Source organism: Nocardioides albus (assembly GCF_014648255.1).
GTDB classification, from domain to species: Bacteria; Actinomycetota; Actinomycetes; order Propionibacteriales; family Nocardioidaceae; genus Nocardioides; species Nocardioides albus.
This window is the reverse complement of the sequence record NZ_BMQT01000004.1, coordinates 524858-539764: the sequence shown is the minus strand read 5'-3', so window position 1 is coordinate 539764 and position 14907 is coordinate 524858. Positions and strand designations below refer to the sequence as shown.

Genomic DNA, 14907 nt, shown 5'->3' with positions numbered 1-14907 from the left:
TGCCGTCTTCCGGCGGCAGGAACTGCGAGATGTCCTCGCCCTGGATCTGCTGAGCCGCCTCGACGCTCTCGTCGATCCACTCCGGGCGTGCCCCATCGGCGGTCTCGCGACCGTTCGCTCGCTGACGCTCGCTCACGCGACCACCTCCGTAGCGCAAGCGCCAGAATACGGACGCGGCCGCGTGATACATGAACGGTTCGCTCGCTGACGCTCGCTCACAGCGTGATCCCCAGCTTCTCCTCGACGAGCTCCTTGACCTGGTCCGCGCTGGTCATGCCGCCCATCTGCAGCAGCTTCACCTCACCCGAGGAGGACAGGACGTACGTCGTCGGCACCGCCCGCGCGGTGAGCGACCCGCCTTGCAGCTCGCCGCCAGGATCGGCGTACATCGGGAACGTCACGCCTCGCGAGATCGCCTCCTCGAGGGCGACCCCGGGAACGGTGTCCATGACGTCGATGCCGATCACCGGCACCTCGTCGCCGTAGGTCTCATGGAACGTCTGCAAGGCAGGCATCTCCTCCTTGCAGGGCGCGCAGAAGCCCTGGAAGAGATTGATCACCAGCGGACCCTCGAAAGAGGCGAGATCGACCGATTCGCCACCACCGAGGCACGGCAGCTCGACCGAGGGCAGCCCACCGTCGCTCGCCGATCCAGGGCGACACTCCTCCACCTCCGAGGCCTTCTTGGCGGCGACCATCTCAGGCGTGGCGACGTCCACCTCGGAGGAGGAATTCCCGTCGGCGAGCGGCGCGCCCGACTGTCCGCCGCCGTCCGGCGACTCGGTGCCGCAGCCGGCGAGCACGGCCAGCGCCGCCACGGTCAGAACAGCTACCGTCGCGACCCGGGTTCTGCTCCCAAGGGCACGAACCATCAGTTGCGGCCCTCCGTGCGGACCAGCTTGGCCGCGGCGACCGGGTCGGTCGGACCTTCCCCGTACGCCGGGCACAGCTGCGCCACCGGGCAGGCACCGCATGCCGGCTTCTGGGCGTGACAGATCCGGCGCCCGTGCCAGATCACGTGGTGGGAGAGCATCGTCCAGTCGCGCTTCTCGAACAGCGCGCCGACCTCGCGCTCGACCTTGACCGGGTCCTTCTCGGTCGTCCACCCGAAGCGGCGCGAGAGCCGTCCGAAGTGGGTGTCGACGGTGATCCCCGGCTTGCCGAAGGCATTGCCGAGCACCACGTTGGCGGTCTTGCGCCCGACACCGGGCAGCTTCACCAGCTGCTCCAGTCGCGCGGGCACGTCCCCGTCGTACTCCTCCACGAGCACGGCGCTCAGCTTCAGCAGGGCGTCGGTCTTGGCACGGAAGAAGCCGAGCGGCCCGACAAGCTGCTCCAGGTGCTCCCGCGGCGCAGCCGCCATCTCCTTCGCGGACGGGTAGGCCGCAAAGAGGGCCGGCGAGGCCAGGTTGACCCGCTTGTCCGTGGTCTGCGCGCTCAGCACGGTCACGACCAGGCACTCGAACGGGTTGGTGAAGTCGAGCTCGGCCTTCGCATCCGGATAGGTCTCACCGAGGATGCGGTCGATCCGACGGGCACGACGCACCAGGCCCAGGCGCGTCTCAGTCGCAAACTTCTGGGCAGGCACGCAGCAAGGCTACGCGGCCGCACCGACAATGCCGACCCGACCCAGGGTGACGGCTAGCACAGATACCGCCCCATACATGCACTTTCTTCCCATATCGGTGGGTGATGTGCACTTGTGAGACGTTCCACAGATAGGATTCCCGATGTAATACCCGCGGATGTGGGGAAAATCCAGGAGGAATGGCCGCAATGGACAACGACGTACTCCGTCAGGCACCGCTCTTCAGCGCACTCGACGACGAGTCGATGACGGCCCTGCACGCCTCGATGGCAGAGTCCAAGCTCCGCCGCGGAGAGGTGCTCTTTCACGAGGGCGACTCCGGCGACAAGCTGTACGTCGTGATCGACGGCAAGGTGAAGCTCGGCCGCACCTCGTCCGACGGCCGCGAGAACCTGCTCGCCATCATGGGCCCCGGCCAGATGTTCGGTGAGCTCTCGCTCTTCGACCCCGGCCCCCGCTCGGCCACCGTCACCGCGGTCACCGACTCCGCCTTCGCGAGCCTGTCCCACGAGGACCTGCTCAAGTGGCTCGAGGGCCGCCCGGTCGTCGCCCGCGGCCTGCTCGCCCAGCTGGCCGGCCGTCTCCGCAAGGCCAACGACGTCGTCGCCGACCTCGTCTTCTCCGACGTCCCCGGCCGTGTCGCGAAGGCGCTGCTCGACCTCGCCGACCGCTTCGGCCGCACCGCCGACGACGGCGTACACGTCCACCACGACCTCACCCAGGAGGAGCTCGCCCAGCTCGTCGGCGCCTCCCGCGAGACGGTCAACAAGGCCCTGGCCGACTTCGCCAGCCGCGGCTGGCTCCGCCTCGAGCCCCGCTCGGTCGTGATCATGGACATAGAGCGCATGGCCCGCCGCGCCCGCTGATCAGGACGCCCGGAGTACGCACCTGGCCGCGTTGTCGTCGGTCGCCGACCCGCTCCGCTCAAAGGTCGGCTCCCTCCTCCGCCTTGCCATGCACGCACTCCGAACGCCCTGATTCTTTACCTTCCAACAGGCACCCGGCCTCCTCTCATCCGGCGTAGTAGCCGGTGAAAGGAGGCCGTGTCTTTTGTTCTCCCCCACAGAACTCGATCCCGGGCCGTTCGAGCATTTCGTACACTCCAGAGTTCCGGCACTCTCACGCACCGCCTACCTGCTCACCGGCGACGCGCACCTCGCCGAAGACCTCGTCCAGCAGGCACTCTTCTCGGCCGCGAAGTCGTGGCACCGCATCCACGGTGACCCCGAGCCGTACGTCCGCCGCATCCTCTACACCCAGAACATCTCCTGGTGGCGTCGCCGCCGCCTGGTCGAGACCCCGACCGAGACGTACGAGGCGTCGGCCGCCGCCTCTGCTGACACCGAGCTGCGACTCAGCCTCGACGCCGCGCTCGCCCAGCTCACGGCGCGCCAGCGCACGATCCTCGTGCTCCGTTTCTTCGAAGACCTCACCGAGGTCCAGACCGCCCATGTCCTCGGGATCCATTCCGGCACGGTCAAGTCCACCACCCGCAAGGCGCTCGCCCGTCTGCGGACCCTCGCGCCTCATCTCGAGGAGCTCCTCCATGACTGACCAGCAGCTCCGCGACGAGCTCCACCGGATCGCCGAGGCAGCCCCCGAGGCGTACGTCCCTGCGGACATCTTCGTCCGCGGCCGACGCGCCCACCGCCGCTCGGTCGTCATCGCCATCGGCGCGATCTCCGCCGCCATCGCCTTCATCGCCGGCTCCGTCGCCTTGAGCCCGACCCGTGACTCGGCGGAGATCGACCCGGCCCGCGGCTACGCCGGCCTGGCCGTCGCCGACACGCTCTACGCCGCCCCGACCTGGCTGGCCGAGTCCGAGGACGGCCGCTACACCCACGCCGACGACCTGGAACAGGACCTGGCGATCGGGGTCGGCGCGATCGCGTACGTCCAGCCTGCCGAGGACTCGAACACCGCAGTCCCCGTCGTGGTCGATGCCGACGACGGCGACTATCACCCGCTCGACCTTCCCGACTTCATCGGTCTCGATCCCTACTGGGAGAACGGAATCGGCGAGGGCTTCGGGCATCGACCGCTCGCCCTCTCCACGGACGGTCGCCAGCTGGCGTGGGCGTGGGGCAGGGGACGATCTGCCCCGGAGGACGCCCCTGTGCCCGGCGGCGTACGCGTCGCCGATCTCACCACGGGCAACGTCGTCGAGTGGAACCTCGCCACGTCCTCCTGCCCCGCCACGAACTGCGACGACCGCGGCGTCTATGTCTCCGATCTGAAGTGGTCCGACGGCGGCACGAAGCTGCTGTGGGCCGGTTCTCGGATGGACCGATGGGACGATGAGTCTTACGTGCCCGGGAACGCCGTCGCCGGGGTCATCGATCCCGGAACCACGTCCGCCACTGCCCTTGCCGGCATCGTCGATCGGGTCATCTACCTGTCGACCTGGGCTGTGGCCGACGACGGCACCATCGCCTTCAGCGACGGGTTCGGCTCGGGCGCCGTCCAACTCCGATCGCCGAGTGGAGACGCCACCAAAGTGGCTCTCCCGATCAATGCCAGCGCAGGCGAACCCGTCCAGTTCCGCGGGTCCGAGCTCTACATCGTCACCGACGCAGGCATGGCTCCGCTGGACGGCAGCGGGGCGACGTACGCACGTCCGAACGGCTCACAGATCGGCCCGATCGGTTGGGCGGGCGACGCGCCCCTCATCACGGCGTTCGGAAACACCGGGGGTGTCCGCATCGTTCAGCTGGGAACGTCGGGGGATGACGCGAGAGTGCTGATCGAGTGCGACGACGCGGGCAGCGTGGTGGACACCGTGAGCGTCGCGTACGCCCTCATCGATCCTGACGCGGCCGATCCCACCGTCTCTCGTATCCCGCCCATCTTTCTGCCGCCCTGGCTGAAGACGACTGCGTTCTACCTGTTCATAGGCCTGATCGCGGTCGCACTCTGGCGTTGGCGACGCCGCACACGAGCCGTGCGACCTTCCCGTCGCACGGCGAACCCAGAGGCAGTCGTCATGTTCGTTGTTCTCTCTGGCCTGGTCGCGGCGCTGCTGTTCCAGTCCTCGGCCACGTTCACATTCGACCTCTCGCCAGACGAACCAGGCGGCGTCGTCGCTATCCCGTCGGCCACCTCGACGAGCGCACCCGGCCCGACGCGAGCGGTGATCCCGCAGGACATCCGCTGGACGGAAAGCCCGGAAAAGTACGTTCCCCTCTCCGACTCTCTGGCCGTCGGCCGGGCGACGCTCGCCTTCCCCGACCAGGCCCTTGTCGTCGACGGCGGATCCGCCGTGGTGCTCACCGTCGACGGCAAATACCATCGCCTGCGCCTGCCGGGCGTCGGCGAGGCCTGGTCCATGATGGAGGAGCAGGGCGTGCGCCTCTCCGCCGACGGCACCCGGATGGCGTACGTCACCGAGGACAAGAGCCTGAACGTCATCGATCTGGAGTCCGGCAAGGTCACCGAGCACCCGCTCGAGATAGACGGCCGGGTCACGAGCTTCTCGTGGTCACCGAACTCGAAGTGGCTGGTCTGGGACTCCGACTACGAGCATCGGGCCGCCGGTCGTATCGCTCCCGACGGCACCGCCGAGCCGCTCCCCAGAGGCAGATGGGAGCACGCAGGCATCGGTGACGACGGCACAGTCGTCGTACGCAACGAATCCGGGACCAAGATCTGGCCCGGCAGCGCCACAGACCTGCCCGGCACGGGCCAGGAGGGCCTATCCACCTGGGTGGGCGCGGACACCCCTGTCGACGGTGTCGACCATCCCGGCGTCCGATCGATCGGCTGGGACTCAGGCCGCAACATCGACCTGGCGATCGGGCGCAACCCATCGGTGCGCGGAGTCGACGTCGACGGCCGTGATCTCATCGGAGTCGCTGGCTGGCTGGCCGACGGGACGCCGCTGATCGTGACGTCGGACGGTGACGGACAAGACCTCCGTACGGCATCGCCCGATGGTGAGACGCAGGTGGTCGCTCACCTCGACCACCGTGTCACCCGGCTTACGATCGCCACGGCGCTGCCCGCCGACCTGGCGGTGACGGCTCCCGACCAGGACTGGACGTGGACGAGCCAGCTCTCGACGAACGACCTGCCCACGGTGCTTTTGGCCGCGGCAGTGATCGGGCTAGCCGTCTTCGTCGTCTGGCTCTGGGTCAGGAGCGCTCGGCGAGGTAGGCGAGGCGAGCTCTGACCGAGGGATCAGCAGCGAGATCGCGGCTACTGAGGCCGGCGCTTCTGGGGATGGATCGTCTCGTGACGGGCGAGCATGGCGACGTACTCCTCGATCCTGCGCGCCCGCGCGGCCTCGGTCTTCAGGGAGGTGATGCGGTGGTAGAGGGCGTAACGGTTCTGGGAGGTGAGCACGTCGTACATCGCCTGCGCCTCGGGCACCGCGGCGATCGCGGCGAGAAGGTCTGGCGGCGTCTGGGCGGTCGCCGGACCGGCGTACGCCGCCTCCCACCGCCCGTCCGCCTTCGCCGCCTCCACGGCTGCCTGCCCGGCGGCGGTCATCCGGCCCTCGGCCTCGAGGCGAGCGATGTGCTCGACGTTCCTCAGCGACCAGCGGCTCTTCGGCCCACGCGGGGTGAACCGCTGGAACGACGACTGCTCGTCGCGCCGCCGGGCCTGACCGTCGATCCAGCCGAAGCAGAGCGCTTCGTCCAACGCCGTCTGCCAGGTCAGCGTGGTCAGCGTGCCGCCCTTCTTGGTCAGCACCAGCCAGACCGCGGGCGTGTCGGCATGGTGCTCCTCCAGCCAGGCTCGCCAGGCGGGAGGGTCGGGAAGCAGGAGCTCGGCTCCGGACAGGATCGCCATGAGCCGAACAGTAGGCCTCAGCGCCGGGTGAGGTAAGCCAATTGCGCTCGTACGGAGAGCTCGGCGGCGCCCCAGAGGACCTGGTCGACGTCGGCGTACACGTTCTCGACGATCGCGCGCGGATCGGCCTCGGCAGGGGTGACTCCGAGCTCAGCGAGGGCGGCCTCTACCTGACCGAGACGGTCGCGACGATGGGAGATGTAGTAGTCGAGGGCACCGAGCGCGTCGCCGATGACCGGGCCGTGACCGGGCCATACGTTGCCGATGCCGTGCGCGGAGGCCAGCGCGTGCAGGCGGTCCAACGAGTCCAGGTAAGCGCCGAGCTCACCGTCGGGGTGGGCGACGACCGTGGTCCCGCGACCCAGGACGGTGTCCCCCGTCAGCACGGCCCCGTCGCCCGGCAGCCAGAACGACAACGAGTCCGAGGTGTGCCCGGGAGTGCCGACGACGCGGATCTCCAGACCGTCGACCTCGACGACGTCCCCGTCCGCGAGCCCCTCGGAGCCAAGACGATATTCCGGATCAAGAGCGCGTACGCCGCACCCCATCCGCTCAGCGAAGGCCCTGGCCGCCTCGGAGTGGTCATAGTGATGATGAGTGAGCAGCACCGTCGCCACCTCGCCGGCCGCCTCCGCGACCGCATCAAGGTGCCCCTCGTCGAGAGGTCCGGGGTCGATCACGACCGACCGGCGCGCACCTGGCTCGCGCAGCACCCAGGTGTTGGTGCCGTCGAGCGACATGATCCCGGGGTTGGGCGCGAGGATGCACTGTCCGCGTTCACCGAAGGTCCCACCGGCCCAGGAGTCGGTCATGAGCGCCCCCGTCCCGACATCAGCTTCTCGTGCATCGGCATCATCGACAGGGTGTGGCCACCGTCGATGGCCGTGACGGCCGGGGTGAACATCGTCAGCGTCCGTCCTGCAGCGTCGGCGAGCACCTCGTCCTCCGATCCGATCGAGGCGACCTCGAGGCAGTTGAGATAGGTCGGCGGCATCATCGCCAGCTCGCCGGCCTCGACCTGGGCTACCGCATCGGCGACGCCCAGCCACAGCACCGAGGACGACTCGCTCGACACGTCTCGGGTCAGCTGTCCCTCAGGCAGCCGCGCCACGAAGAACCAGGTCGCGAAGCGCTTCGGCTCGAAGACGGGCGTCGTCCAAGCGGCCCACGGCGCCAGCAGATCCGTACGCAGCACCAGCCCGCGCCGGGTCAGCAGCTCGGTGAGCGACAACGCGCGCGACTCGAGCGCGACCCGGTCCGCCTCCCACTCCGAACCCGAGACGTCGTCGACGACGGCGTCGGCCGACGTCCCTGCGAGCAGCACCCCGCACTCCTCGAACGTCTCCCGCACCGCCGCGGCGACCAACGCTCGCGCGCGGGACTCCTCGACCCCGAGCCGACGTGCCCACTCGCCCGCTGACGGGCCGGCCCAGCAGGAGTCGGGCAGCTCGGCGTCGCGTACGTCCACGCCGCCGCCCGGGAAGACCGCCATCCCGGCGGCGAACCCCATCGTCAGCTGCCGACGGAGCAGATAGACCTCTGGGCCGGACGCGGATCCGGGCCGCAGCAGCAGCACCGTCGCCGCATCACGCGGCTCGACCGGGGTGCGTACGCCCTCGGCGTACTCCCCGGCCAGAGCCACGATGTCGTCACCAAGCCGGACTGGAGGGATCGGGATGCGCACGCTCGTCACTGTAGCGATGCTCACACCCGCGCCCCACCCCCATCCGAGGCTCAGATCTCGACGATGATCTCCACCTCGACAGGTGCGTCGAGCGGCAGGACCGACACACCGACGGCGGAGCGGGTGTGGCGCCCGGCGTCACCGAAGACCTTGCCGAGCAGCTCGGAGGCACCGTTGGCGATGCTCGGCTGGGCGGTGAAGTCAGGTGTCGAGGCGACGAAGCAGGTCACCTTGACGACCCGCTTGACCAGCGACAGATCACCGATCTCGGCCTTCACCGCAGCGAGCGCGTTGAGCGCGCACTGCTGCGCGGCAGCGACACCCTCCTCGGGCGAGACCTCGCCGCCGAGCTTGCCGGTCGACAGCAGGGCGCCGTCCTTCATCGGAAGCTGGCCAGAGGTGAAGACGTGGTTGCCGGTGCGGAGAGACGGGATGTAGGCCGCCACCGGCGGCACCACCTCCGGAACGCTCAGCCCGAGCTCGGCGAGGACCTTCTCTGGCGCACTCACGCCGAGACCTCCCGCTTGAAGAAGCCGACGTAGTTGCCGGTGCCGTTGTCGATGATGGAGACGAGCTCCCACCCGTCGGCACCGAAGTTGTTGAGGATCTGCGCCGCCGCGTGGTTGAGGATCGGCGCTACCTGGTACTCCCACTTGGTCATGTCGGCACCCTACTTCCCGCGCCACGAGACGGGCCTCCCGGCGACATGGTTTGACCTTCCAACCATCGGCTTCGCGCACTATGGTCGACCCGTGACTTCGACAGAGCAGCTGAAGACGTACGTCGACACCTGGTGGTCCTCGGTCCAGGATCTCCTCGTGCTCCTGGACGAGCTCCCCGAGTCCGACTGGGACCTGGCCACCGACCTGCCGGGCTGGGACGTACGGGCCATCGCCTCTCACGTCGCGCACCTCGAGGGACTCACCGCCGGCGCGCCGCGCGAGGATGCCGAGATCCCCGAGTCCGAGCACATCAGGTCGCCGATGGGCCAGTTCACCGAGGTCGGCGTGCTCACCCGGCGGGACGCCTCGCCGAAGAGCATCATCGACGAGATCCGGCGCTACACCTCCGTACGCCACGACGAGCTGCTCGCCTCTCCGCCCGAGGACTCCGCAGCGCCGGCGCCCGGCGTCTTCGGCGCCATCGGGTGGACCACCGGCAAGCTGCTCCGCAACCGACCGCTCGACGTCTGGCTGCACGAGCAGGACATCCGTCGCGCGACCGGCCGCCCGGGCGACCTCGACACGGCCGGCGCCCTCCACACCGCCGACTACCTGCTCGAAGGTGTCGGGTTCGTGCTCGCCAAGAAGGCCGGCGGCGCCCCTGGCTCGACGGTCGTCGTCGAGGTCGAGGGCCACACTCCGTACGCCTTCACGGTCACCAAGGACGGCAAGGGCGTCCCGCTCGCCACCCCGGTCACCGACCCCACCGTCACCCTCACCACCGACCGTGAGACGTACGTCCTCCTGGCCGGCGGCCGCGACTCGGCCGATCCGTCCAGGGTGACGATCACGGGAGACAGCACCCTGGGCACGAAGATCATCGAGAACCTCAACATCACTCCCTGAGTTGTGAACCTGAGAGTGACGTATAGGTCACTCTCAGGTTCACAGCTCCCTCTGCCTGGATAAAGTCGGTCCATGACTTCCGACTGGCCCCATGTGCAGCTGCACGTGGTGACCGGCAAGGGCGGCACGGGCAAGTCCACGGTGGCTGCTGCCCTGGCGCTCGGGCTGGCCTCCCACGGGAAGAACGTCCTGCTCTGCGAGGTCGAGGGCCGCCAGGGCGTGGCACGGATGTTCGACGTCGACCCGCTGCCCTACGCCGAGACCCGGATCGCGACCGGTCTGCGGATGCGGTCGCGCTCCGGCGCTGACGCCGAGCCGGGCAACGTCTACGCGTTGCACATCGCTCCCGAGGAGGCTCTCCTCGAATACCTCAAGATGTACTACAAGCTCGGCCCCGCCGGCCGGGCACTCGACCGCTTCGGCGTGATCGAGTTCGCGACCACCATCGCCCCCGGCGTCCGCGACGTCCTGCTCACCGGCAAGCTCTTCGAGGCCGTCCAGCGCAACAGCCGCAACAAGGGCGCGCGGACCTACGACGCGATCGTGCTCGACGCTCCCCCGACCGGCCGGATCACCACCTTCCTCAACGTGTCCGAGTCGGTCGCGGGCCTGGCCAAGGTCGGCCCGATCAAGAACCAGGCCGACACGATGATGACCCTGTTCCGCTCCCGGCGCACGGCCGTCCATCTGGTCACGCTGCTCGAGGAGATGCCGGTCCAGGAGACCGCCGACGGCATCAGCGACCTCCGCGCCGCCGGGCTCCCCGTCGGCGGCGTCATCATCAACCAGGTGCGCCCCCGCGACCTCCCCGACGAGTCGCTCGCCCCCGCGCTGGCCGGCTCGCTCGACGGCGACGCCATCGCCGAAGACCTAAAGCGCGCCGGCGTCGAACCCGACCCTGCCCTGCTCTCCGCCCTCACCGACGAGGCCAAGGAGTACGCCGAGCGCCGAGCTCTCGAGGACGCCCAGCGCGACCTCGTCGCCGGTCTCGGTGTCCCCTCCTACGAGCTCAACCGGCTCGCCGGCGGGATCGACATCGGTGGGCTCTACGAGCTCGCGGCCGAGCTCAAGGAACAGGGGTTGGCATGACGTCACATCCACGCGTCGGCCCGCTGGCGGCCCACGGCGACCACACCCAGGCTCTCGAGGTCGACCGGCTGCTCGACGACCTCGACACCCACATCATCGTCTGCTGCGGCAGCGGTGGCGTGGGCAAGACGACCACCTCGGCAGCCCTCGCCCTGCGAGCGGCCGAGCGCGGACGCAAGGTCGTGGTGCTGACGATCGATCCTGCCCGGCGGCTCGCCCAGTCGATGGGCATCGCCCAGCTCGACAACACCCCTCGTCCCGTTCCCGGGATCGGCCCGGGCCGGCTCGACGCGATGATGCTCGACATGAAGCGCACCTTCGACGAGGTGGTCGAGTCCCAGGCCAGCCCGGAGAAGGCACAGCAGATCCTGAACAACCAGTTCTACATCGCGCTGAGCTCTAGCTTCGCGGGCACGCAGGAATACATGGCGATGGAGAAGCTCGGCCAGATCTACCGCGATGCCTTCGCCCACAACGGCGGCAACGGCGACTACGACCTGATCGTCGTCGACACGCCTCCGAGCCGGAGCGCCCTCGACTTCCTCGACGCTCCCGAGCGACTCTCCAGCTTCCTCGACGGCCGCTTCCTGCGCCTGATGCTGGCCCCCACGAAGGGTCCGGTCCGGCTCATGTCGGCCGGGATCAACCTCGTCACCAACGCCCTCAAGAAGGTCCTCGGCGGGCAGATGCTCACCGACCTGCAGACCTTCGTGACCGCACTCGACACCGTCTTCGGCGGCTTCCGCCAGCGCGCCCAGGAGACCTACAAGCTCCTTCAGGCCGACGAGACCGCCTTCCTCGTCATCGCTGCCCCCGAGCCGGACGCGCTCCGGGAGGCCGCCTACTTCGTCGAGCGCCTCTCCGGTGACCGAATGCCGCTCCAAGGGCTGGTCGTCAACCGAGCGACCCTGCCCGACGACGCGTCACTCACGGCCGCCGCCGCCGGGGCCGCGGCGGAGCGGCTCGCCGACGCGCCCCTCACCGCAGGCCTGCTGCGGCTCCATGCCGATCGCGCGCTCCTGGTCGAGCGCCAGGATCAGCTGCGCGAGCGCTTCGCAGTGGCCCACCCGCAGGTCCCGACCGCCGTCGTGCCGGCACTGCCCGGCGACGTACACGATCTCGACGGGCTCCGCGAGATCGGCCGGCTGCTGGCCCAGGAATGAGTCGAGCCAGGACGTACGGAACGTACGCCCTGGCTCAGACCAAGAACTTCAGCGATCCACTCGAGTAGGGGACGAGTGCTCACTCCACGGAGGCACGGGTGCGCGCGGCCTCGAGCACGGCGCGCCACGAAGCGTTCGGGCTGCGGCGGAGCAGGGCACGACGCTCACGCTCGGTCATGCCGCCCCAGACACCCCACTCGATCTGGTTGTCGAGCGCCTCGGCCAGGCACTCGGTCCGGACGACGCAGCCGGAGCAGACCATCTTGGCCTTGTTCTGCTCGGCTCCCCGTACGAAGAGCTCGTCGGGCTCGTTCTCTCGACAAGCGGCCTGCAGCGACCATTCATCAACCCACATTGTGTGCCATCCCTTCGTCGGAGCGCTTCGCCCTCCCCAATTGACGGCGTGGGCGCCCGTGCGCACTAAAGGTTAAGGACCGGGACCTGTGCAGTGACACACCCTTCTGGCCCAAAGTACGTAGCCCGAAATGACTAGTAGGGTCCCTGGGACCCCCTTTTCGCCTCCTGCGCGCCACCAACTGCGAATCATGTGCTATTAGCCGCGATCACCTACCATGACCAGCATGTCCTCGCCGTCGCTGCGCCCGCAGACCGTGCTCAAGCACCTCGCCGTCATGTGCGGTGTGGCAGCCGTCCTCGGAGTCGTCGCCGCAGGTCTGGCCATCCCGTTCGCCGGTGTGGCCGGGATCGCGGCCAAAGAGACCGCCGAGAAGATGGATTCGCTGCCGCAGGCCTTCGAGATCGACGAGATGTCCCAGACGACCAAGATCGTCGACCGCAAGGGCAAGCTGATCACGACGCTCTACGACCAGAACCGCGTCTACCGTCCTCTCGACCAGATCTCGCCCAACATGACGAAGGCGCTCCTCGCGATCGAGGACTACCGCTTCTACCAGCACGGCGCGATGGACCTCAAGGGCACGCTGCGCGCGCTGATCACCAACCAGGCCAGCGACTCGGTGCAGGGTGGTTCCTCGATCACCCAGCAGCTGGTGAAGACGACGCTGGTCTACTCCGCGAAGACCGAGGCGGAGCGCAAGGCGGCCATCGAGAAGTCGACGGCCCGCAAGATCCGCGAGCTGCGCTACGCGATCGCGCTGGAGGAGAAGCACTCCAAGGACTGGATCCTCGAGCGCTACCTCAACGCGGCCTACTTCGGCGACGGCGCCTACGGCGTCCAGGCCGCCGCCAAGCACTACTTCAACGTCAACGCCTCCGAGCTCAACTGGCAGCAGGCAGCGATGCTCGCCGGGATGGTGAAGAACCCCACCGGTTACGACCCGACCAACTACCCCGACGCCACCATCGCCCGACGCAACGTCGTGATCGACCGGATGGCCGCGCTCAAGGTCGTCTCCCGCCCCGAGGCGGAGAAGCTGAAGGACGCCGATCTCGGCCTCAACGTCCAGAAGCAGCGCAACGGCTGCCTCGGCTCCTCCGCGGAGTTCTTCTGCGACTACGTCCTTCGATACCTGGTCAAGGATCCGGCCTTCGGCGAGACCGAGGCCGACCGGCTCGCGCTGCTCAAGTCAGGCGGTCTGACCATCAAGACCACCCTCGACCAGCGTTTCCAGGACGCGGCTCAGGCGTCGGTCGAGGACCACGTGTACGCCACTGACCAGGCTATCGGCGCGCTGGCGATGGTCGAGCCCGGCACTGGCCGCGTGCGTGCGCTCGCGCAGTCGCGCCCGATGGGTGACAACAAGAAGAAGGGCCAGTCCTACCTCAACTACCTGGTCCCTCAGGAGAAGGCGGGCGACTCCAACGGATTCCAGGCAGGATCGACCTTCAAGGCGTTCACCCTTGCCGCTGCCATCGAGCAGGGATTCCCCCTCAAGCAGACGATCAGCTCGCCCGAGGAGCTCACCCTCAACGAGTCGACCTTCGCGGGATGCCCTGGCGACGGCAACCGGGTCGGCAACCACACATTCCACAATTCCACCACGTCTGGCAGCAAGGACGCCTACACCGGCACCCGGGAATCGGTGAACACCTTCTACGCTCAGCTGTTCCAGATCACCGGGATGTGCACTCCCTACAAGCTGGCGCAGAAGATGGGCGTCAAGCTCACTGCGCCGTTCGGTGTCAGCTTCGAGGACGGCCACGTCTGCAAGCCGAGCGAGACCGGCTGCGGCGGCGCCGAGCGCGTGCCGACCTTCACCCTCGGAGTCGTCGACGTCAGCCCGCTGGAGATGGCCGAGGCGTACGCAACCTTCGGCGCTCGCGGCGAGCATTGCGACTCGGTGCCGGTCAACGAGATCCTCGACGCCAACGGCAAGGTGATCAAGAAGTACGAGCCGACCTGCGAGCAGGTGATGGCCAAGGGCACCGCAGATGCAGTCAACGACATCCTGCGCGGTGTCATGGAGGGCAGCGGCTTCGCGGCCGGCCAGGCCCTGGCCGTACCGAGCGCCGGCAAGACCGGCACCACACAGAACAACAAGGCCGTGTGGCTGATGGGTTACACCCCGCAGCTCGCCACCGCGGCGATGATCGCCGGAGCCAACTACTCCGGCACGCCGCAGGGACTCCAGGGGCAGTACATCGGCGGCGACTACATCTACACCGCTTCGGGATCGGGATTCGCCGGGCCGATGTGGGGCGACGCGATGAAGTCAATCGACAAGTACCTGAAGCCCAAGGACTTCCACGAGGTCGACCCGAAGGTGGTCGCAGGCAACACCGTTGACGTCCCGTGGGTCGGCGGCATGACGGTCTCGAAGGCGACGAAGGTGCTGCGGAACGCCGGCTTCCAGGTCCAGGTCGGTCCCGAGGCGTACTCCGAGTACGACCGTGGGCTGGTCGCCTTCACCACTCCGTCGGGCGACGCCGCCGAGGGATCGCCGATCACGATCTACACCTCGCTCGGACCGGAGCCGAAGCCCGACCCGAAGCCGGAGAAGAAGCCCGACAAGAAGAAGCCCGACGACGACAAGCCCGGTAACGAGAAGCCGGCAGCCGTCGAGGAGGAACCCGACTTCGGCTGGGAGTGGCCGACAGGCTGAC

Annotated in this window: 15 protein-coding genes; 7 read left to right on the top strand and 8 right to left on the bottom strand. The window is 68.4% G+C overall.

Annotated features, from left to right (window positions below; genetic code table 11):
• Positions 1-215 precede the first annotated feature (215 nt).
• A complete protein-coding gene (locus tag IEY84_RS11365) occupies positions 216-872 on the bottom strand; it encodes a TlpA family protein disulfide reductase (RefSeq protein WP_183543096.1) in 657 nt (218 codons plus the stop codon).
• Complete coding sequence (nth, locus tag IEY84_RS11360) at positions 872-1588, bottom strand: endonuclease III (RefSeq protein ID WP_183543094.1); 717 nt, start codon at positions 1586-1588, stop codon at positions 872-874. The genes IEY84_RS11365 and nth overlap by 1 nt, the downstream gene beginning before the upstream one ends.
• Positions 1589-1776: 188 nt before the next feature.
• On the opposite strand from nth, the gene IEY84_RS11355 reads away from it, so the two are divergent.
• From IEY84_RS11355 to IEY84_RS11345, 3 genes are all read left to right on the top strand, one after another.
• A complete protein-coding gene (locus IEY84_RS11355; RefSeq protein ID WP_008356269.1) occupies positions 1777-2454 on the top strand; it encodes a Crp/Fnr family transcriptional regulator in 678 nt (225 codons plus the stop codon).
• Positions 2455-2638: 184 nt separating this feature from the next.
• Positions 2639-3142, top strand: coding sequence for a SigE family RNA polymerase sigma factor (locus IEY84_RS11350; protein ID WP_183543092.1), 504 nt, complete (start codon positions 2639-2641; stop codon positions 3140-3142).
• Positions 3135-5756: a WD40 repeat domain-containing protein gene (locus tag IEY84_RS11345; protein WP_183543090.1), complete on the top strand. Its 2622-nt coding sequence runs from the start codon at positions 3135-3137 to the stop codon at positions 5754-5756. Before IEY84_RS11350 ends, IEY84_RS11345 begins: the two co-directional genes overlap by 8 nt.
• Before the next feature lie 26 nt (positions 5757-5782).
• On the opposite strand, the gene IEY84_RS11340 is transcribed toward IEY84_RS11345, so the two are convergent.
• Genes IEY84_RS11340 through sp36 form a run of 5 tightly spaced genes read right to left on the bottom strand, consistent with a single transcriptional unit; the run spans position 5783 to position 8724 of the window.
• The gene (locus IEY84_RS11340; RefSeq protein ID WP_183543088.1) at positions 5783-6379 is read right to left on the bottom strand and encodes a YdeI/OmpD-associated family protein; all 597 of its coding nucleotides are present in this window, start codon (positions 6377-6379) and stop codon (positions 5783-5785) included.
• A gap of 17 nt (positions 6380-6396) precedes the next feature.
• Complete coding sequence (locus tag IEY84_RS11335) at positions 6397-7191, bottom strand: MBL fold metallo-hydrolase (RefSeq protein WP_183543086.1); 795 nt, start codon at positions 7189-7191, stop codon at positions 6397-6399.
• Positions 7188-8063 carry an NUDIX hydrolase gene (locus IEY84_RS11330; RefSeq protein ID WP_183543084.1) on the bottom strand — a complete coding sequence of 292 codons (876 nt, stop codon included), beginning with the start codon at positions 8061-8063 and terminating at the stop codon, positions 7188-7190. The genes IEY84_RS11335 and IEY84_RS11330 overlap by 4 nt, the downstream gene beginning before the upstream one ends.
• A gap of 50 nt (positions 8064-8113) precedes the next feature.
• Positions 8114-8572, bottom strand: a complete 459-nt coding sequence (locus IEY84_RS11325) for a RidA family protein (RefSeq protein WP_183543082.1) — start codon at positions 8570-8572, stop codon at positions 8114-8116.
• The gene (gene sp36, locus IEY84_RS11320) at positions 8569-8724 is read right to left on the bottom strand and encodes a Sp36 family protein (RefSeq protein WP_179660769.1); all 156 of its coding nucleotides are present in this window, start codon (positions 8722-8724) and stop codon (positions 8569-8571) included. The genes IEY84_RS11325 and sp36 overlap by 4 nt, the downstream gene beginning before the upstream one ends.
• A gap of 91 nt (positions 8725-8815) precedes the next feature.
• Here sp36 and IEY84_RS11315 point away from each other — a divergent pair, with 91 nt between their 5' ends.
• The 3 genes from IEY84_RS11315 to bagB all read left to right on the top strand — a co-directional run bounded on the left by IEY84_RS11315 (position 8816) and on the right by bagB (position 11883).
• Positions 8816-9631: a maleylpyruvate isomerase family mycothiol-dependent enzyme gene (locus IEY84_RS11315; RefSeq protein ID WP_183543080.1), complete on the top strand. Its 816-nt coding sequence runs from the start codon at positions 8816-8818 to the stop codon at positions 9629-9631.
• 72 nt (positions 9632-9703) lie between these two features.
• Positions 9704-10720: an ATPase BagA gene (gene bagA, locus IEY84_RS11310; RefSeq protein WP_183543078.1), complete on the top strand. Its 1017-nt coding sequence runs from the start codon at positions 9704-9706 to the stop codon at positions 10718-10720.
• Positions 10717-11883, top strand: coding sequence for an ArsA family ATPase (gene bagB / locus IEY84_RS11305; RefSeq protein WP_183543076.1), 1167 nt, complete (start codon positions 10717-10719; stop codon positions 11881-11883). Before bagA ends, bagB begins: the two co-directional genes overlap by 4 nt.
• 79 nt (positions 11884-11962) lie before the next feature.
• Here the strand turns inward: bagB and IEY84_RS11300 are convergent, their stop codons facing one another.
• On the bottom strand, positions 11963-12238 hold the full coding sequence (locus tag IEY84_RS11300) for a WhiB family transcriptional regulator (protein ID WP_045548985.1): 276 nt from the start codon (positions 12236-12238) through the stop codon (positions 11963-11965).
• 226 nt (positions 12239-12464) lie between these two features.
• Between IEY84_RS11300 and IEY84_RS11295 the strand changes: the two genes are divergently transcribed.
• Positions 12465-14906, top strand: coding sequence for a penicillin-binding protein (locus IEY84_RS11295; protein ID WP_183543074.1), 2442 nt, complete (start codon positions 12465-12467; stop codon positions 14904-14906).
• The last annotated feature ends 1 nt before the right edge of the window (position 14907 follow it).

Bases quoted from the DNA above. Each gene is read 5' to 3' on its own strand.
- IEY84_RS11365 (WP_183543096.1), bottom strand. From the start codon at position 872: ATGGTTCGTGCCCTTGGGAGCAGAACCCGGGTCGCGACGGTAGCTGTT.
- IEY84_RS11355 (WP_008356269.1), top strand. From the start codon at position 1,777: ATGGACAACGACGTACTCCGTCAGGCACCGCTCTTCAGCGCACTCGAC.
- IEY84_RS11345 (WP_183543090.1), top strand. From the start codon at position 3,135: ATGACTGACCAGCAGCTCCGCGACGAGCTCCACCGGATCGCCGAGGCA.
- IEY84_RS11340 (WP_183543088.1), bottom strand. From the start codon at position 6,379: ATGGCGATCCTGTCCGGAGCCGAGCTCCTGCTTCCCGACCCTCCCGCC.
- IEY84_RS11335 (WP_183543086.1), bottom strand. From the start codon at position 7,191: ATGACCGACTCCTGGGCCGGTGGGACCTTCGGTGAACGCGGACAGTGC.
- sp36 (WP_179660769.1), bottom strand. From the start codon at position 8,724: ATGACCAAGTGGGAGTACCAGGTAGCGCCGATCCTCAACCACGCGGCG.
- bagA (WP_183543078.1), top strand. From the start codon at position 9,704: ATGACTTCCGACTGGCCCCATGTGCAGCTGCACGTGGTGACCGGCAAG.
- bagB (WP_183543076.1), top strand. From the start codon at position 10,717: ATGACGTCACATCCACGCGTCGGCCCGCTGGCGGCCCACGGCGACCAC.
- IEY84_RS11300 (WP_045548985.1), bottom strand. From the start codon at position 12,238: ATGTGGGTTGATGAATGGTCGCTGCAGGCCGCTTGTCGAGAGAACGAG.
- IEY84_RS11295 (WP_183543074.1), top strand. From the start codon at position 12,465: ATGTCCTCGCCGTCGCTGCGCCCGCAGACCGTGCTCAAGCACCTCGCC.